Source organism: Burkholderia sp. BCC1998, assembly GCF_905339875.1.
Lineage (GTDB): Bacteria > Pseudomonadota > Gammaproteobacteria > Burkholderiales > Burkholderiaceae > Burkholderia.
Map to the genome: position 1 here is coordinate 249474 of NZ_CAJPHE010000001.1, position 19643 is coordinate 269116.

The 19643-nt window shown below is 59.9% G+C and carries 10 protein-coding genes; all 10 read left to right on the plus strand.

Annotated elements, in window-relative coordinates:
* Positions 1-92 precede the first annotated feature (92 nt).
* Positions 93-1916: a polysaccharide biosynthesis/export family protein gene (locus tag U5A56_RS01125; protein WP_321920731.1), complete on the plus strand. Its 1824-nt coding sequence runs from the start codon at positions 93-95 to the stop codon at positions 1914-1916.
* Between the two features lie 134 nt (positions 1917-2050).
* Entirely contained in the window at positions 2051-3232 is a 1182-nt protein-coding gene (gene wecB, locus U5A56_RS01130) for a non-hydrolyzing UDP-N-acetylglucosamine 2-epimerase (RefSeq protein WP_321920732.1), read from the plus strand.
* A 58-nt stretch (positions 3233-3290) separates the two neighbouring features.
* Positions 3291-4598 (plus strand): UDP-N-acetyl-D-mannosamine dehydrogenase, encoded by a 1308-nt coding sequence (wecC, locus tag U5A56_RS01135; protein ID WP_321920908.1) that lies wholly within the window; start codon positions 3291-3293, stop codon positions 4596-4598.
* A 73-nt stretch (positions 4599-4671) separates the two neighbouring features.
* The gene (locus tag U5A56_RS01140) at positions 4672-10479 is read left to right on the plus strand and encodes an FkbM family methyltransferase (RefSeq protein WP_321920733.1); all 5808 of its coding nucleotides are present in this window, start codon (positions 4672-4674) and stop codon (positions 10477-10479) included.
* A 353-nt stretch (positions 10480-10832) separates the two neighbouring features.
* Positions 10833-13352 (plus strand): DUF6270 domain-containing protein, encoded by a 2520-nt coding sequence (locus U5A56_RS01145; protein ID WP_321920734.1) that lies wholly within the window; start codon positions 10833-10835, stop codon positions 13350-13352.
* Positions 13353-13420: 68 nt separating this feature from the next.
* Positions 13421-14422 carry a glycosyltransferase family protein gene (locus U5A56_RS01150; RefSeq protein ID WP_321920735.1) on the plus strand — a complete coding sequence of 334 codons (1002 nt, stop codon included), beginning with the start codon at positions 13421-13423 and terminating at the stop codon, positions 14420-14422.
* Positions 14419-15219, plus strand: a complete 801-nt coding sequence (locus tag U5A56_RS01155; RefSeq protein WP_321920736.1) for an SGNH/GDSL hydrolase family protein — start codon at positions 14419-14421, stop codon at positions 15217-15219. Before U5A56_RS01150 ends, U5A56_RS01155 begins: the two co-directional genes overlap by 4 nt.
* A complete protein-coding gene (locus tag U5A56_RS01160; protein WP_321920737.1) occupies positions 15216-17420 on the plus strand; it encodes a capsular polysaccharide biosynthesis protein in 2205 nt (734 codons plus the stop codon). The genes U5A56_RS01155 and U5A56_RS01160 overlap by 4 nt, the downstream gene beginning before the upstream one ends.
* Positions 17421-17647: 227 nt before the next feature.
* Positions 17648-18871 carry a capsular biosynthesis protein gene (locus U5A56_RS01165; RefSeq protein ID WP_321920738.1) on the plus strand — a complete coding sequence of 408 codons (1224 nt, stop codon included), beginning with the start codon at positions 17648-17650 and terminating at the stop codon, positions 18869-18871.
* On the plus strand, positions 18858-19643 hold the full coding sequence (locus tag U5A56_RS01170) for an SDR family NAD(P)-dependent oxidoreductase (protein ID WP_257768807.1): 786 nt from the start codon (positions 18858-18860) through the stop codon (positions 19641-19643). Before U5A56_RS01165 ends, U5A56_RS01170 begins: the two co-directional genes overlap by 14 nt.

The window sequence follows — 19643 nt, forward strand, 5'->3', positions numbered from 1 at the left end:
AGATACGACTGCTGCCGGGATTTTGGGTTGGGGGGCAGTTCGAACGAAATTGAATGGCTGGGATAGCGTCGTTGCCGCTGACGGGGTAGCGAATGCAAGCAGGCATCGACAACGCAAATATTGAGATGATCAATCTATCAAGAGGCCGAAAGGCATTGATTGCCCTGATGCTGGGCACCGCGAGCACCGCGGGTTGGGCCGGGATCAGCGATACGCTGTTCGGGCTCTCGGGAACCGAGAGCGATAGTGGCTCGACGTCGTCCAGAGCCGCTGCCGACGGTGGGCAGCGCGGTGCCGCATCGACGGGCTTTGGGTACAACCCCGACGACGTAGCGGCCGGGTCGATGATGCTTCAAGGCGGAAAGGTGTCGCGTCAGCAAGGCGGAGCCGGAACCATGGCTCCGAGCCCGGTCGACGTCGGTGTTGCCCCGCAGGCGCCGAACAGCATGTTCGGCTCGCAATTGTTTGGCGGGACATTCCACAACAGTCGGGGGACCGGATTCAATCCGGGTTATCAGGTCAGCATTGGAGACGCCGTTACGCTACGGATGTGGGGTGCTTTCGCATTCGACGGCCAGCTGACCGTCGATCCGCAAGGAAATATCTTCGTGCCGAATGTCGGGCCAGTCACCGTCGCCGGCGTTCGGAATGCCGATTTGAACGGGCGCGTGCTGAATGAAGTACGCAAGGTTTACAAGGCAAACGTGAACGTTTATGCGAGCCTTGATGTCGCGCAGCCAGTGAAGGTTTTCGTCACTGGATATGTGAAGCAGCCGGGCATGTATGGTGGCATCGCGTCGGAGAGCATCCTGTCCTACCTCGACAAGGCCGGTGGTGTCGACGTCGACCGAGGCAGCTATGTCGACGTGTTGGTCAAGCGCGGCGGGGTGGTGCGTAAGCGCTTCAACCTGTACGACTTCTTGCTGAATGGCGAGATCGATCAGTTGCAACTGAGCGACGGTGACGTGATCGTCGTCGGACCGCGCGAACACGTCTTCACGGTGCGAGGCGAGGTCTACAACGCATACGACTTCGAGTTCGCCACGCCGGTCATAACGCTTCAACAGGCACTTTCGGTCGCGCGTCCGAAACCGGGCGCAACGCATGTCAGCATCGTGCGTCGCCAGGGCACCGAGCGGACCACCGAGTATTACGCGATTTCAAACGCGTCGAACGTCAGGCTCAACGACGGCGATCAACTCATGGTCACCTCGGATCGCTATGCCGGCACGATTCAGGTGCGTGTCGAGGGGGCCCATTCCGGACAGCACGCATTGGTGCTCCCGTATGGTTCGACGATGGCGCAGGTACTGAGCCAGATTCACACAAATCCGCTGTCACGCGTGGACGAGGCCCAGTTGTTCCGCAAGTCGGTAGCGGAACGGCAAAAGGAAATGCTGGCTGTCGAATTGCAGAAGCTTCAGGAGGCGGCGTTGTCCGCGCCATCTGCGACGAGCGAGGAGGCCAATCTGCGCTCGAAGGAAGCCGAGAACATCACGAAGTTTGCTGCGCTCGCGAGTAAGACCGAGTTCAAGGGACAGGTCGTTCTCAACGAGCAGACAATGGGCAACGTGATTCTGGAGGATGGCGATGTCATCAACATCCCCGAAAGAACCAGTGTCGTCATGGTGCATGGAGAGGTGCTCTTCCCGAACGCGGTTGAATGGCAATCGGGCATGACGGCAAGTGACTATGTTGCGCACGTCGGCGGGTACACGCAGAAAGCCGACAACAGCAAGATCATCGTGATCCATCAGAACGGCAAGGCTGAATTGGCCGACAGCGGTACGAAGGTCGAGGCCGGCGATGAACTCATGGTGTTGCCGAAGGTGAGGTCGAAGACTATCGAGATCACGCGCGGGATTACGCAGATCCTGTATCAGATGGCGGTAGCCGCGAAGCTGATCTTCTGGTGATGGTTGCAGCATGTCACATGACGCGTGGAAGGTGTGTCATGTGACGCCGAGAGGGCCGCGGGCTGCTCGTTGGCACGAGCGCACCGGCAGATTGCTCCTTTGGGGGCTCATAAAATAAAAGCAACATAATTAACATGAAAATTCTGACCGTGTTTGGCACGCGGCCGGAGGCGATCAAGATGGCGCCGCTGGTACACGCGCTTAGGGGGAAGCCGGGTGTGGAGTGTCGTGTATGCGTCACCGCACAACACCGGCAGATGCTGGATCAGGTTCTCGAACTTTTCGAGATAAAGCCGGATTACGACCTGAACCTGATGAAGGCGGGGCAAACGCTCCAGTCGATTACGTGCGACATCGTGAACGAGATCACACCCGTTCTCGCATCCTATCGGCCGGACTACATGCTCGTGCACGGCGATACGACGACCACGTTCGCGAGCGCGTTGGCGGCCTTCTATCTGAAGATCAAGGTGGGTCACGTCGAAGCCGGACTGCGTAGCGGCGACATGTACTCGCCATGGCCCGAAGAAGGCAATCGCAAGCTGACAGGTCAACTCGCCGACATTCATTTCGCACCGACCGAGGCGTCGCGCGAGAACCTCATCGCCGAACGTGTTCGCGACGAGGACATCATCGTGACCGGCAATACCGTTATCGACGCGCTGCTGCGAGTGACGCGCAGGCTCGAGCACGATCAGGTACTCCGGCGCCAGATGCGCGACGCGTTTCCGGCGCTTGCAGATGGGCGCCGCATGGTGCTCGTTACCGCACATCGGAGGGAGAACTTCGGGGACGGAATTCGGAATATCTGTCAGGCGATCCGTCAACTGGCCGCGCACTATGCGGACGTCGATTTCGTTTATCCGGTTCATCTGAATCCGCAGGTCAAGCAGCCGGCTGAAGAGATTCTCTCCGGCATCTCGAACGTTCACCTGCTGGATCCGCAGGACTATTTGCCGTTCGTCTATCTGATGTCTCGTGCCACGCTGATCCTCACCGATTCGGGCGGGATTCAGGAGGAAGCGCCGTCGCTCGGCAAGCCTGTGCTTGTGATGCGTGATACGACGGAGCGGCCTGAAGCGGTCGCAGCCGGAACGGTTCGTCTGGTTGGCTCGGATAGCAGTCGAATTGTCGCGGCCTGTCGCGAATTGCTCGACGACCCGATGCGCTACGAGGAAATGGCGCGCGCGCACAACCCTTACGGGGATGGGCGCGCGTGTGAGCGCATCGTCGACCAACTCGCCGGCGGTGGCAATCGCAGCGACGCGCAGCGCATCGCCGCCGCATCCGACACCGCGCGGGCACTCGCCGGGTAATTCCGCATGCGGGACAAGCGTGCCGCTTGTCTGCAGACCCGTCATGAGCGGCAAGTCGATGACTTGTCGCCAGCCATCACATTATCAAGGACGTTCCGTGAAACATTCCATCCAGTCTATCTCCGTCATCGGGTTGGGTTACATCGGTTTGCCGACCGCCGCGGTCCTCGCTTCGCGCAAGATCAAGGTAATCGGTGTTGATATCAACCAGCATGCAGTCGACACGATCAACCGGGGCGACATTCACATCGTCGAACCGGAGCTCGATATCGTTGTCCACGCCGCCGTCAAGGAAGGATGGCTGCGGGCAACGACACGTCCGGAGGCTGCAGATGCGTTCATGATCGCCGTGCCCACGCCTTTCCACGGTGATTTCGAACCCGATCTGTCGTACGTGAAGGCTGCGAGCGAATCGATCGCGCCGGTTCTGAAGAAAGGCGACGTCGTGATTCTCGAATCGACGTCGCCGGTCGGCACGACCGAGAAAATGGTCGAATGGCTGGCGAAAGCGCGTCCGGACCTTGCGTTCCCGAGCAAGGACCAGGACGAATGCGACGTATGGGTTGCCTACTGCCCGGAGCGTGTGCTGCCCGGGCAGGTTATCCGCGAGCTGATCGAGAACGATCGTGTGATCGGCGGCGTGAACCGTGCGTCCGCTGAACGCGCGCAAGTGGTCTACCGTACGTTCGTCGAAGGCCAACTGCTGATCACCGATGCTCGTACGGCCGAGATGTCGAAGCTGACGGAAAACGCGTTCCGCGACGTCAACATCGCGTTTGCGAATGAGCTCTCGCTGATCTGCGACAAGCTCGGGATCAATGTCTGGGAATTGATCGGCATCGCGAATCATCATCCGCGGGTCAACATCCTGCAACCTGGCCCGGGCGTCGGCGGACACTGCATTGCGGTCGATCCGTGGTTCATCGTCAACAAGACGCCGGCCCAGGCGCGGTTGATTCGACAGGCGCGTGAGGTGAACGATTCGAAACCTCAATGGGTGATCAACAAGGTCCGCGAGCAGATCGAGTCACTCTGCGAGGGCGGCAAATCGTTGAGGAATATCAGGATCGCGTGCTTCGGGCTCGCGTTCAAACCCAATATCGACGATCTGCGCGAAAGCCCGTCTCTCGACATTGCACGCAAGCTCGCCGCAGCATATCCGGGGCAGGTTGTGGCCGTCGAACCGCACATCGAAGCGATTCCGGAGGAGTTGGGTGCGTGTGGCGCACAGCTGGGGGAACGGGATGATGAGGTGAAGCAGGCGGACGTACTCGTCATGCTCGTAGACCACGCGCACTTCAAGGAAATCAAGCCTGAGCTGCGTGCGGACCAGCGACTCGTCGATGCAAAGGGTATTTGGGCCTGAGACGGCTTCAGCGCCCGTCTGCTGGGCATGGCGGACGGGCGAATTCGAACGATAACGAGGTAAGGAAGTCGGTATGAGCGTGAATGTCGAATCAGACGACAGCTACTGCGAACTGCATGTCGGAGACACGTATTACAGGATACTGCTTCCTCACGCGACGACCGACTATATCCAGGGCAGAATCATCAGCGAGGGCCGCCCCTACGAACTCTCGATGCTCGAGGACATGGCTTCGCGGGTGCAGCCTGGGCAACTGGTTCTCGATGTCGGCGCGAATATCGGCAATCATGCGCTATACATGGCCATGGTGTCCGGCAGCGAAGTCATCGCATTCGAACCGAATGCGGAGCTTTGTGACGCGCTGCGCCGGAGCATCGACGAGAACGGGGCCGGCGACCGAGTGACCGTACGGCAATGTGCGGTCGGTGCGGCGAACGGAAAAGGCCGGTTCGCCGAAATTCACCTCGACAATATTGGCGCGCAGTCCGTGAAAGTGGGAGAGGGCGACATCGACATCGTCGCTCTCGACTCGCTTGCGTTCGATGCGCCCGTCAAGCTGATCAAGATCGACGTCGAGGGAATGGAGCTGGACGTGCTGCGTGGTGCGTCGAAGCTGCTGGAAAAGCATCGTCCGCTGATCTACGTCGAGTGTCTCGACGAACATCAGTTCTTCGACGTCGCCGCCCATCTCGCTGGGCTCGGCTACGGCTATTGGGAAACATTCAACGCGACGCCGACGCACCTGTTCGTACCGAACGACCAGACAACGCCCGAGCAGCTTCATTCCCGATTGAGTCACGCAGTCGCGCAAGGTATTTACCATACCGGGTTTCAATTGCACGAGGCCCAGCAGCGGCTCGGCGACGCGAACAAGAAATACCGCTCGGCGACCGAACAGGTCGCGCTATACAAGTCGCGGGTCAGCGATCTGACTGCCGACAAGCTTGCGCTCGAAGCGGATCTGACAGCGCTCAAGCAACGCTTTGACGCGGTAAGTGCCGATCACCGAAGTGCGGCGGAGCGGGTTGCCGGACTCAAGTCGCAGATGGAAAAGAATCTGGCGACGCTCGACGGTGCCCGCCACGAGCTGACCGAAGCGCGGGATGCGGCGTCCGAATATGAACGACGCCTGACGGAGACCAAGCACGAATTGGCGGTCAGGCAGGCGCTGTCGGCGCAAGCGGAGGCGAGCAACAAGGAGCGTCTCGACGACTGGAAGCAATGGGGGGCCGATCTGCAGTCACGCACGTCGGCGGAACTGGCAAGACTGCGCGAAGAAACGGCAACCGTCCGGTGTCAACTGGAAGACGCGCAAGCGAAATTCCATGGTGCAGTCAGTGATAGCCGCGTCCTTGAAATGCGCGCAGCGACGTTTGCCGCAGAGCTGGGCCGGGTTCAGGCCGATCGCGAACGCTTGCAGAAACAGCTGACGTCGCTGAATGCGAGACAAGCCAATCTCGTGTCTCGTTCCGAGAAACTGTCGGCTGATCTGAATGAGCAGCGGATTGCGCATCATGCGGCTGAAGTGGAGGCCGGGCGCGAGCGTGCGAATCTGACGGCAGAAATCATTACGCTGCGAGAACTGAGCGTGAGCCAGTCGAGCGAAATCGTTCGGCTTAATGCGGAAATCGATGCGCTGAATACATCCCTGGTGAATTTCGAGGACCAGCGCATCAGAGAACTGGCAGCGTTGAGACAGGAGTGCGACGAGTATGCCGAGCAATGTGTCGCCTTGCGAGCCGAGCGATCGAACCGGGATGAGACGATCGCGCAACTGGGCATGGAGATGCAAAGGCTGCGCGACGTCGAAGAGGCTGCACGTCGCAATAGTGCGGACCTCGAGGAGCAACTCGCGCAACGATTGGAGGACGACGTCTGGCAGAACCGCAGGATTGCCGAGCTTGCTTCAACAAACGACGCATTGAGTGCATTGCGTGAGCGCGAAACAACGGAATTCGAGGAATATCGCGCCGACGCCGAAATCACGATCGACACACTCGCATCGGCGGCGCGCGAGCACACCGATCAGGTTGCGCGTTTATCTCGCGTCATCGACGCGCTCGAGAGCGAACTCGCCAGGCGCAACGAGACGATCGGGCAGTTGACCACCGAAATCGAAGCGGCACGCGAACTGTCGAAGCAGAAGGAACAACTGCATGCTGACGGACTTGAATCGCTTCGGCAAACAATCGACGCGCTGCAAGCGGAGCGCGGCAACCTCGAGGCTGGGCGGCAAGAACTCCGGTCGACGCTTTCGGTTCTGCGATCGGAAAGCAAGGCGAGCGTCGCCAATCTCGAGCGTTTCAAGCTGGATGCCGTTCGCCACAAGGTCGCGTTGACGGAAGCGAACGCACATATTGAGCGCCTTCGCCAGCAGGTGATCGCGGCAAATCAGCAGGTGTTGCGCACCAAGAACACGTTGTCGTTTCAGCTGGGACATGCGCTGATATTCGGTACCAAGTCATGGGGTGGATTTTTCGCGCTGCCAGGCAAGCTGTGGGCGATTCACAAGTTGTCCAAGCAGCGGCGCAACGAGAAAATCCTGAATGGACACAAGACGGTGCAAACGAACCCCGCCGTGCCAGGTCTTTCCGGCCCGCGGCGAATCGAAATCGTCGAGCATGTGGCGGAGGCCGCGCGCGCACGATTGCAGGGGTTGCACGACGACAACGGACAACAGCTTGCGCATCGCATGAAGCAGCTCAAGGTGGCGGCGATCATGGACGAATTTACGTTCGGTTCGTACGATCCTGAATGCAATCTGCTGCAACTGACACCGACACATTGGCAGACCGAGCTGAGTGCGTTCAACCCGGACATGCTGTTCATCGAATCGGCATGGCGAGGCAAGGACGATCTCTGGGGCAACAAGGTCGGCCACATGAGTCAGGAGGTCGTCGGCATCGTCCAGTGGTGTCGCGATCACAAGATCCCGACGATCTTCTGGAACAAGGAAGACCCTGTCCACTTCGAGACCTTCCTTTCCACTGCGAAGCTGTTCGATTTTGTCTTCACGACGGATATCGACTGCATTCATCGATACAAGTCCGCATTGGGGCACGAACGCGTCTATCTGCTGCCGTTCGCTGCGCAGCCGATCGTCAACAACCCGATCGAGAAGTACGAGCGGAAAGACGCGTTCTGCTTCGCAGGCGCCTACTACGTTCGGTATCCGGAGCGGACGCGGGATCTCGGGAACTTCATCGTGAATCTGCCCGAGTACCGACCGCTGGAGATTTATGACCGAAACTACGGGAAAAACGATGCGAGTTACCAGTTCCCGGAGGAGTATCAGCCGTTCATCGTCGGCAATCTTCCATACTCGGAAATCGACAAGGCATACAAGGGCTACAAGTACGCGATCAATCTGAACTCGATCAAGCAGTCGCAATCGATGTTCGCACGTCGTGTCTTCGAGTTGCTGGCATCGAACACGATCACGGTCAGCAATTTCTCGCGGGGCGTGCGTCTGATGTTCGGCGACCTGGTCGTGACGAGCGACAGTGGGGCGGAAATCCGGCGACGACTCGACGCATTGGGCGGCGATGACGTCGGCACGCGCAAGCTTCGTCTCGCAGCGTTGCGCAAGGTCATGCGCGAGCATACCTATCAGGACCGGCTCGCTTACGTGATCTCGAAGGTCAGCGAGGAAAAACTGCCGTCGTTGCTGCCGCAGATCGTCGTGATCGGCTATGCGAAGGATCAGCTGCAGGCGGATCGCATTCTGCGATCGTTCGCGCGACAACGCTACGAAGCGAAGACGTTGGTGCTCATCGTACCCGAGCAGTTCAGCCCGACGGGCATTCCTGATGGGGATGCCGTACGCGTGCTGTCTGCGCTCGAATCGGACACCGTGACGCTCCCGACGCTCGCGTCGTCGGCCGCATGGGTGTCGGTCATGGTGGCGGACGATCATTACGGTGAGCATTACCTGACTGACCTTGCGCTGGCCACGCGTTACTCGAATGCACTTGCGATCGGCAAGGTCGCGCAGTTTGTGTGGTCGGGCAGCAAGGGCCTTTCGCTGATACGGGGCGAAGTGGCGTACACGCACGTTCGGAGCGTGCCGGCACGAGCCGGCATCGCGCGTCTGGATACCTTGCCAGGCGTCACGCTACGCGAATGGATGAGGGAACCGTACACGGCGCAGTTCGAGAGCGAGGCAAGCTTCGCCGTCGACGAATTCAACTACTGCCGCAGCGGTGTCGCGCTCGATGATGCCGGTCGTGCGGCCGTCGACGATGCGGCCCTGGCTGACCAGGGCTTGACACTGGCAGAAATCCAGAAGCGAGCGGAAGCGATCGAAGCGGAGAAGGTCGACAGCGCCGCGCTTCCGCAACTGCGTGGCAGCGACCTTGCATCAATGCTGACGAAGCCACCCTCGAACAGCCGTGTGTCGATGGTCGAGCGCAGCGGCTGCCTGCAGGTCGATTCAGCATTGCCGGACGGCAAGCACGAGTACTGGTATGCAGACCGGGATTTCGAGCCGGCGGCGCTTTCAGTCGACAATGGCCATTTTCGGTTTCATCTGGAAACCACGCCGGGCCTGAATCTTCAGATCACCGTGCTGTTTCTCGACAGTACAAAGGTACGAATCGGCCACGTGGTCAAAGCCGCTAACCGGAACCACGATGTCGAACTCCCCGCGAACACTGCGTACCTCCGGCTTGGCCTGCGCGTGTATGCGGGCGGCTCCGCGCGCATTCAGTCGTTGCTGCTCGGCCACCGGTCGCTTCTGCCGGCTGATGTGTTCGCGCAAGGGCAGCACCTTGTGTTGACGAATCACTACCCGTCGTATGACGATCTCTATCGCAACGGATTCGTCCACAGCCGGGTGCGCGCCTATCGGGCACACGGTGTGCGTAGCGACGTATTCCGTTTCCGCGCCGAGCAGATGGCGGAGTACCAGGAATTCGAAAACGTCGACGTCATGACGGGCGGTGCCGAGGTCCTGAATCGATTGCTGGAGGCGGGCCGATACCATTCGGTGCTCGTCCATTTCCTCGACGAGGCAATGTGGCAGGTACTGAAACAGTACGCGGACCGCATGAAGATCGTCGTGTGGGTGCATGGTGCCGACATTCAGAGCTTCGAGCGCCGGGCGTTCCTCTATGACGACGCAGAGCAGCGCACTGCTGCTGCTGCAAAGAGCGAGAAGCGTCTCGCATTTTGGCGAGACGTGTTGAACGAACGTCCGACGTCGCTGCATCTTGTCTTCGTTTCGGAATATCTCGCGACGACGGCGATGGAGGACCTCGGTGTGGTGCTGCCGAAGGACGCATACAGCGTCATCCACAATCCGATCGACACCGGACGGTTCAACTACGTCGAGAAAGATGCCGAACTTCGAAAGAAGGTGCTTTCGATACGGCCGTATGCATCGAAGGTGTACGGCAATGATCTGAGCGTGCGGGCGATTCTCGCGCTCTCGGACAAGCCGGGCTTCAACGAGATGCAATTCCATCTGGTCGGCGATGGTGTCCTGTTCGACGAGACGGTCGAGCCGCTTCGCGCATTCCCGAACGTCAGAATCGAGCGGCGCTTTCTGACGCAAGGCGAGATTTCCGACCTGCATAAGGAATACGGAATTTTCCTGTGTCCGTCGCGGATGGACACGCAGGGCGTTTCGCGTGACGAAGCGATGGCATCAGGCCTTGTGCCTGTTACGAACAGCGTCGCGGCGATTCCCGAATTCGTCGACGCAACCTGCGGCGTGCTCGCGCCGGCAGAGGATGCGGATGCGATTGCCGACGCAATGCTGGCCCTGGCTGAGAACCCAGACAGGTTTGCGGCGATGAGTGTCGAAGCGGCGCGCCGCGTACGGCGGCAAAGCGGTCACGAACTGGTGATCGAGCGCGAGATCGCCCGTTTTCGCGATTGATCGGGGGCATTGGGAGCGATGACCCGTTTGAAAGGGACTCTCTGCCCGCGGGTGCGGCATTCGATACATTTCGGAGCGCGCGATTTGTTTCGGATGCTGCATGTCAGCATAGATGTCTGCAGGGCACGGGTTGAGGATAGAATCCGCGGTTGGCGCATGTTCGAACATTGAACGATCGTGTCGATAATCGATGTCGACTGCGGTGGACCCGTGTTTCCGGTCTCGTTCGATTTGGGCATGAAAGGCTATTGAAATTTCGTGTGTGCTGGTTGAGGCAAACGTTTGGATCGTTTTTTAGCTCAAGCAGCTGCGTGATTGAATGGCGAAAAATAAAGGTAAACGAGGAAAGATTGATGGCGCGCAGTAACCCAAAACTGTTGATTCATGGGAGTTGCGTTAGTCGAGATGCGTTTGGTGATCAATATTTGCAAGCTTCCGGGTACGAGCTGGTTGGTTACCACGCGCGCAGTTCATTGGCAACGGTGTTTTCACGTGGAATGATCGATGATGTCGATTTCGACGCAATTGCGTCGCCATTCCAACGTAGAATGGTTCGATCCGATATCGAGCATGGCCTTGCTGAAATGCTGGAGGCTGGTGAATACGATCTTCTGTTGATCGATTTGATAGATGAGCGTTTCAGTCTGTTCGTGGACGCACATGGAGCGCGATGTACGATTTCTGGTGAGTTGCTTTCTTCCGGATTTGATCCGAATTCGCGTCGTGGAACAATAATAAAGCCGTTTACTGACGAATTTTTCGACCTTTGGGAAGACGGTTGGCGTAAGCTGGTTGCCGCGTTGGACGCACGTGGCCATCTCGGAAAAGTGGTCGTCAACGCAGTTTTCTGGAGTCAGGCCTGCTCTGATGGCACGAGCTTTATGCCAGCGTATTCTCGCGACGATATCGAGCGCGCAAATGCATTTCTGCGCAGGCAGTACGCGCGGATGCGTGCAGACCTTAATGAAGAGCAGTTCCTGAAGGTCGATCCATCGCTATTGGTAGGAGCTGTGGATCATCGATGGGGGAAAAGTCCGTTCCATTATGTAGATGCATACTATAACAATTTGCTCGAAAACCTGGGGCGGTATTCAACGCAAGCTCGGTCAGGCGATCGACGCGTTTCTGACCAGAGGGAGAACGGCGTGGGCTTTGTAAAATATTTTCGGGACAGATTTCGACTGGCCGGGAGAAAGTTTCGCCACGAAGAAATCGAGCAGAATACAGTGTGGTATGCCGAAAGAGTGACTCTGCAGAAAGGACGCCCGGGGCTGGATGTCGGTGTTCGAGGGAGTGGCGCGGCACGCATCAAGTTGAGTGCCATCGTCAATGGCGAGCTGATCGGCAACCGAAATCTGTTGTTGATCGTCGACGGCGAGGAACTGGACGAAGCCGGGATGCAGGCGATGGGTTACTTGAAGTCGAAGGTCGGATATTTTCGCTACCTCAAGAACGATATTCAAGGTGACCAACTCAAGACGGAGATTGCGGTCAATGCCAAGGTCACGTCGTTCAAAGTGCTGACCTGGAACTTTGATGAGCCTGTGTTACTTTTCGATGTGAATTTAGAATCGAAGGATGTCAAGCTCGTCAGTTCCATGTTGATGGAAAAGAATCAACACGAGGGGCGTCCGGTTAATATTACGCGCGAGCCGACGCTGCGCGCCAACCTGTTGCTCAAAAAACATCGATGTGGGCCAGAGTGCGTCGTTCATTGTGACAAGTGGTTCGAGTCTATGGACGCATATGCAACCCGGCATGCCGTTGAGAAGTATGGGCGGGAACCGGTGTTCGTGGAAGCGCCGAGTGGCGAGCTTTTGCCGGCTAGCCTGCAAAAGGCAAGTCCTGCATTCCTGACTCTTCCCGATACGGTGGAGGAGTATCTGAGATCGATTGGCGACAAGTCCAGAAATATGATCCAGAAGGCTAGCCGCCTTGGGTACCATTTTCTCGACGGGAGTCACAAGGATTTTGATCAGGATATTTACGAGATTCGTACTTCTGATCCGATGCGGCAGGGACGTCCTATCCCGGATTATTACTATTCCAATCCGCCGGTATTTGTGTTGAGGCCGAGTTCGGTTGGATGTGAGTATCATACGGAAAGATTCTTCGGCATCTTGCATGAGGGGCGTCTCGTTTCGTACATCAGTCTCTTCATGTACGGGGAATTCGCGCAGATTAATCACATTCTCTGTCACAAAGAGCATGTGAAGAATGGTGTCATGAATCTCAACGTGTTCTACGTAGTAAAGGAGCTGATTGAGAAATTCCCGTGGGTTAAGTCGATAAATTATTTGTATGTCAGGGACGACGGTCTTGGGATTGACCTGTTCAAGCGCAGCGTCGGCTTCAAGCCGCAGCGATTCATCGCGTACGACAGCACGCTGGACGCGCTGCAACTCGTCCAGAAGGATCCGGATGCCGAGCGCGACGTCGTTCCGCAAGCCGAACCGCGCGAAAGTCAGAAGCCACGCATGAAACTTACGCAATGGCGTTTCGTGCGGGAGTCGGTGCAACGCGCATCGCTCGCGTCGAAGCTCGAATCGCTACTCCAGCGGTCGTGGACCGCCTTGCCGCGTCCATCCGATTCGGAGTTCGCGAAGTTCTGCTCGACCGGCCTCGGCGAAGCGACGGAGTCTCACCCGGTGGGTGCGTGCTTTCTGGTTCCGTTTCCGAGCAGGGCTGAGGAGGGTCGTCATCCGGACGTCGCTCGCTATCTTGCACGCCGATTCAAGGGTAACCCGGTCCCGGAAGACGGATTTTCGGTTGCATTCCGCGGCGGGAAGCTGCGCGCGCTGGCGTATTTCGGAATCGAGGAGGAGTCCGGCAGCCTGTTCGACGGGGTACTGGTACTGGAGAAAGTGGCGTGATCCGTTGCCACACGGCCGGTGTGACGAGGCTTCGGTTTCCTGCATCCGATAGTTAATGGTTATAAAGATTGAGCATTGAAACGTATCCGACCATCGCGCTGGTTGCAGATGGATTGACATCGTCGAGTCTGGTATTCGACGGTCGAATCATTCCGGTCGGCCCTTACGATTACCGCTGGCGACTGGCGTTCGCGCGTCCCGACTACCTGCTCGTCGAGTCGGCGTGGTCCGGCCTGCGCGATCGCTGGAAGTACAAGATCGCCGCCTATCCGGAACGCCCGGAGCGGACGAACCACGCGTTGATTCGGCTGGTCGAGGCCGCGAGGGACCGTGGTATTCCGACCGTGTTCTGGAACAAGGAGGACTCGGTTCACTTCGATCGTTTCGTGGATAGTGCGAAGCTGTTCGACCACGTGTTTACGGTGGACGCCAATGCCGTGTCACGCTACAAGGCGGTGATGGGCGAGCAGGCATCGGTTCACACGTTGATGTTCGCGATTCAGCCCAGGACGCACGGTTTTACCGGCTTCGATTTCAAATTCCGGCGTGCGAATTTCGTTGGCAGCTACAGCAGCGAGAATCACGCGCGTCGGCGCGCGTGGCAGGACGTGCTGTTCGGCGCGGCCTGCGGTAGTGGTCTGGGCCTGACCGTCGTCGACCGCAATTCGAGCCGCAAGGCGTCGCACTATCGATTTCCAGCGCTTGAAGGCCTCGATGTGCAGCATGCAGTCCAACACGAACAGACGGCCCAGATGTACCGCGACTACGTCGTGTCCCTGAACGTGAATACGGTCGAGGACTCGCCGACCATGTTTTCGCGGCGCCTGGTCGAGATTCTCGGTTGCGGCGGAATTGCCGTAACAACGCCGGCGCGGTCGGTCGATGCGATGTTCGCGGACTTCTGCCATGTCGTACGCAGCGAGGACGAGGCGCGCGAGCTATTTGCGCGTCTGCGGGGTGGCCCGTCCAGCAGTGATCTCGAGCGTGCACGCGCCGGTGCGGAGTTTGTGGCGAAGCACCATACGTGGCAGCATCGCCTCCGCCAAATTGCCGAGGTGCTGGGGCAGTGAGCACGAAGATGCAACGCTTGCGCGACCCTGTTCTGTTGCGCGTGTGGCGGCGATGCGCGGCGCTTGTATGCGAGCGACCGCTGCTGCGCGTACTGGTTCTTGGGGATTCTCACGTTCGTGTGTTCGAGCACGCTTGGTTCGCATTGCGATTGCCGAACGCGCAGTTCGACATCGAATACGTCCCGGGCGCGACTGCGATCGGCATCGACAACCGTCATTCGATCACGTCCGCATTACTGCGTTTCACGAACCGGCTTCACTCGTCGAGACATGATTGGGTGCTGCTCAATCTCGGTGAAGTCGATACCGCCTATTCGCTTTGGAAACTGGTGGAATTTCGGGCGTGTCCGATTCCAGTTCTGCTTGACGAGGCGGTTCGCAACTATTGCGATTTCATCGCCGAAGTAGCGGCGGCCCACCGGGTCGCTGTACTCAGCGCGCCGTTGCCGACGCTGGCGGACCAGGCCGCGCCGCGCGACGAGACGGCCGCGGTACGTCAGCAGGTGTCGGCAACACAGCGCGAGCGAACCGAGCTGGCGCGGGAATTCAATGCGCGTATCGAGCGATTTTGCTGTACGCACGGGATTCCGTACCTCGATTCAAGTCCGTATGCGCTCGGGGCGGATGGCTTGGTAAAGCGTTCCTGGCACCATCCCCGCCGGTTCGATCATCACTACGCCCGCCGGCCGTATGCGCGTTGCCTGGTACAACAATTGAAGGTGCTGTTTGCGATGCCGCTCACGAGTGCCGAACGTTCCATCGGGCACGCCGGGACGCGCAGCGGGGTGGAATCATGACCCGTCCGCCGCGCTGGATCGTTCCGATTCAAAGCGTTGGCCTGTGGGCATGGTGCGGCCGGACCCCTTGGCTCGACGGTATTGTTGCCTGCGGCTTTCCATGGCAGCGATCCGGCGTATCAGGCATTCTCGGCTGGGGCCTGCGCGAAAGCGGCCAGCGCGCCCAGGCATGGGCGCTGCGTGCCGGCGTGGACGTGCTGCGCATCGAAGACGGCTTCCTCCGCTCCGTCTCCCTCGGCGTGCTCGGCGACACTGCCCTGTCGATCGTCATCGACGATCTCGGCATCTACTACGACGCCAGCCGTCCGTCCCGTCTCGAGATGCTCGTGAAGGAAGCCGCCGCGCTTGAGGGCGACCGTACCGATGCCTCGCGGAACGAAGCCGGCCGCGCGATGTCTCTGATCGTCCGCCACGGCTTGTCCAAATACAACCACGCGCCCGATTTCGTCCCGCCCGACGACTGGCGCGACGACGCGATCCTGGTCATCGACCAGACTCGCGGGGACGTCGCTGTCCGCCTCGGCGGTGCCGACGAATCGTCGTTCCGCGCGATGCTTGCCGCCGCGCTCATCGAAAACCCCGGCAAGCCGGTCTGGATCAAGACCCATCCTGACGTGATGTGCGGCAAGAAGGCCGGCTATCTCGTCGACGCGTCATTCAGCGATCCGCGCGTGCGTCTGCTGCCGGCCGACGTCAGTCCGCCATCGCTGCTGAAGCGGGTGGGCAAGGTGTATGCCGTTTCGTCGCAAATGGGTTTCGAGGCGCTGCTGTGCGGCAAGCCGGTCATGACGTTCGGCTTGCCGTGGTACGCCGGCTGGGGGCTCACCGACGATCGTCACGCGGACGCACCGATCGTTGCCGATCGCCGCGGTAGCGCGACGCTGCATCAGCTGTTCGATGCGGCGTACCTGCGCTATTGCCGTTACATCGATCCCGAAACCGGCAGCCGTGGCACGATCTTCGACGTGATTGCCCATCTCGCGAAGCAACGCCGGCTGAACGAGGTGACGAGAGGCGAACTCGTGTGCGTCGGGCTGAGCCTATGGAAGCGCAGCGTGGTCGCACCGTTTCTGCGGCACGGTGGCGCTCGCGTGCGTTTCGTCGATTCGCCGGCGGCGCTGCGGCGTCTGCCGCCTGACGCATCGCGGCGCGTCGTGCTGTGGGGTGCCCGGCGTCCCGATGTTGCTGCCGCCGCGCAGGAGCTGGGCTTGCCGGTGCTTCGCATGGAGGACGGGTTCATCCGCTCTGTCGGTCTCGGCTCGAATCTCATCGCGCCGCTCTCGCTCGTGATCGACGATCTCGGCATCTACTTCGATCCGCGCACGCCGTCCCGACTGGAAGCGATCCTCGAGCGCGGTGGCTTCGACGATGCGGAACTCGCTGAGGCTCGCACCGTGCGGGCGGCGCTCGTCGACGCCCGCATTGGCAAGTACAACGTCGGCAACGGCGGCGTCGCGCTACCGTCGCCGCGCCCCGCGAAAGTGATTCTGGTGCCGGGGCAGGTCGAGGATGATGCATCGATCCGGACCGGCTCACCGTGGATCTCCACGAATCTCGGGTTGCTGTCGAGCGTGCGGGCCGCCCATCCCGATGCGTTCATCGTCTTCAAGCCGCATCCCGACGTCGTCAGCGGAAATCGCGCGGGTGCGGTGCCACTGCACGAAGCCCGGCGACTTGCCGACGCCGTGGCGCCTGAATCCGACGTGATCGCCTGCGTCGAGCAGGCCGACGAAGTGCATACGATGACGTCGTTGACCGGCTTCGAGGCGCTGCTGCGTGGCAAGCGGGTCGTCTGCTACGGCGCGCCGTTTTATGCCGGCTGGGGGCTGACGCACGACGTGTTCGCAAACGTATCGGCAGGCACCGACCGCATGCCGGGCGCTGGCGACGGGACGTACACCCATCCGGTCTGGTCGCGCCGCAATCGCCGGCTAACGCTCGACGAGCTGATTGCCGGGACGCTGCTGCGCTATCCGCGCTATGTCCATCCGGTATCCCGGACCGTAATCGATGCCCAATACGCAATTGCATTACTGCACGCGCAGCGGCAGTCGACCGGGCAGGGCAAGCTGAAGCGAAATCGGCTCAAGCAGCAGTCCGGGAAAGTCAAGATGTGGGCGCTGACGACTTACTCGGAATATCGGATTTCGGCGCGCAAGAAGCTGTACATGTCACTGCAGCGCTGGCTCGCGAAGCTTTAGCCGGCGGCCATCCGGGAATGGTGCCGACAGTGTCCGATAACGCAAATCAGCTATACCGCATTTCGGAGCGCCGAGGTTGTATCGTTATCTCGTAAAACGATACAATCGTTCATCTATAAATCCGGGGCAAAAAATCGGGGCAGGGGTGGCGATTCAACTGCCGGCGCATCGTCGTTCATTTCGTGTGTGTGCGTAAAAATATTGAAAAATGATAAATCTTATTAATAATGCGACGCTCTTTTCTGGTTCTGCAAGGCACGGCATCGCCGTTCTTTAGCCGATTGGCCGATGCGTTGCGGGGTCGCGGCCATCGCGTTCGCAGGATAAATTTCTGTGGAGGAGACCTGGTCTATTCCGGAAATGGCGCTGCGAGCGATTACACCGCGCATCCAGACGAGCTTGCCGCGTGGTATGCGACAACGCTGCGAACCGGCGACGTGACGGACGTGATCCTGTTCGGCGACTGCCGGGCCATTCACCGGCCCGTGCATCCTGTCGCCCGCGATCACGGCGTCGCCGCGCATGTATTCGAGGAAGGTTACGTGCGTCCGCATTGGCTGACGCTTGAGCGCCACGGGGTCAATGGGCGTTCGCTGCTGCCGCGCGATCCGGCGTGGTATCTGGATCAGCGCAGCGTAACGCCGCCGCGCGATCTCGGGCACGCCACAGGATATCGACTGGCCGTCCGTGCGTATCACGACATGCGCTATCGTGCGGCCAATACACTATATCGGTCCCGTTTCCCGAATTATCGCAGCCATCGTCCGCGCAACGGCTTCGTCGAATATGCGGGGCTGGCGACACGCGCGCTGAAACAACCGATATTCGATCGCGAAGCCGAGCGAGTGACACGGCGCATGCTCGCCGGCCGGCCCTATTATCTGTTTCCGCTCCAGGTCAACGCGGACGCGCAAATCGTCCATCATTCGCCATTCGGAAGCGTGCGCGCATCGATCGACCTCGTACTGCAGTCGTTCGCGCAGCACGCGCCCGCCGGACACGACTTGCTGGTCAAAAACCATCCGCTGGACACGGGCGCGTTCGATTATCGCGGACGCGTCCGGCAGCTTGCGCGCGAGCTCGGCATCGCCGATCGCGTGTCGTTCATCGACGCCGGCCATTTGCCCACGCTGCTCGATCACACGCGCGGCGTGGTGCTGGTCAACAGTACGACCGGGATGTCGGCGCTTTACCACCATTGCCCGCTGATCGCGCTCGGCGTGGCGATCTACGACATGCCGGGACTGACGTGGCAAGGCGGCCTCGACAGCTTCTGGGAGCATGCCGAACGGCCTGACGAAGACCTGTTCCACGCGTTTCTGGATTATGTGATTCATCACACGCAGATCAACGGCGACTTCTATACGGATACCGGCATCGACATGGCGGTGGAAGGCGCCGTGCGACGACTGGAGGCAACCAGGGTGGAGGTCAATCATGCGTTCGCGTGAACCGCGTCATGTCGTGATCACCGGCGCGACGGCCGGACTCGGGCGCGCGCTGGCGCTGGCCTATGCGGTACCCGGCGTCGTCGTCGGATTGATCGGCCGCGACGCGGCGCGTCTCGACGACGTGGCGACGGCCTGTCGGGCGCGTGGCGCGATTGTTGAATGCGGTCGTGTCGACGTGTGCGATGCCGAAGCGCTGCGCACGTGGCTGGACGCGTTCGACGACGCGCATCCGATCGATCTGTTGATCGCGAACGCGGGCGTTGCGAGTACGCTGGCGCATGCCGACGATTGGGAAGAGCTCGAACGCACGACCGTGGTGGTCGATACGAATCTGTACGGTGCGTTGCATGCGGTGCTGCCGGTGATCGCCCGCATGCGCGCGCGCCGTCGCGGCCACGTTGCGATGATCAGTTCGCTCGCGGCGTTGCGCGGCATGGCGATTTCGCCCGCGTATTGTGCGAGCAAGGCGGCGATCAAGGCGTATGGCGATTCCGTGCGGCCCCTGCTGGCGCGCGACGGCATCCGGATGTCGATCGTACTGCCCGGATTCGTGAAGACCGCGATGAGCGACGTCTTTCCCGGCGACAAGCCGTTCATGTGGTCGGCCGATCGCGCCGCGCGGCATATCCGCCGCAGGCTGCATGCAGGCCGCGCAGAAATCGCGTTTCCGGGCACGCTCGCGCTCGGAATGCGATTGTTGACGCTGGCGCCGGCGCTGGTCGCCGATGCGATTCTCGGCAAGCTGTCGTATTTGCCACGCGAGGGCCGCTAG

Coding starts and splice junctions, on each gene's coding strand:
- U5A56_RS01165 (WP_321920738.1), top strand. CDS start 17,648: ATGCGACGCTCTTTTCTGGTTCTGCAAGGCACGGCATCGCCGTTCTTT.
- U5A56_RS01160 (WP_321920737.1), top strand. CDS start 15,216: ATGACCCGTCCGCCGCGCTGGATCGTTCCGATTCAAAGCGTTGGCCTG.
- wecB (WP_321920732.1), top strand. CDS start 2,051: ATGAAAATTCTGACCGTGTTTGGCACGCGGCCGGAGGCGATCAAGATG.
- U5A56_RS01170 (WP_257768807.1), top strand. CDS start 18,858: ATGCGTTCGCGTGAACCGCGTCATGTCGTGATCACCGGCGCGACGGCC.
- U5A56_RS01125 (WP_321920731.1), top strand. CDS start 93: ATGCAAGCAGGCATCGACAACGCAAATATTGAGATGATCAATCTATCA.
- wecC (WP_321920908.1), top strand. CDS start 3,291: ATGACTTGTCGCCAGCCATCACATTATCAAGGACGTTCCGTGAAACAT.
- U5A56_RS01140 (WP_321920733.1), top strand. CDS start 4,672: ATGAGCGTGAATGTCGAATCAGACGACAGCTACTGCGAACTGCATGTC.
- U5A56_RS01145 (WP_321920734.1), top strand. CDS start 10,833: ATGGCGCGCAGTAACCCAAAACTGTTGATTCATGGGAGTTGCGTTAGT.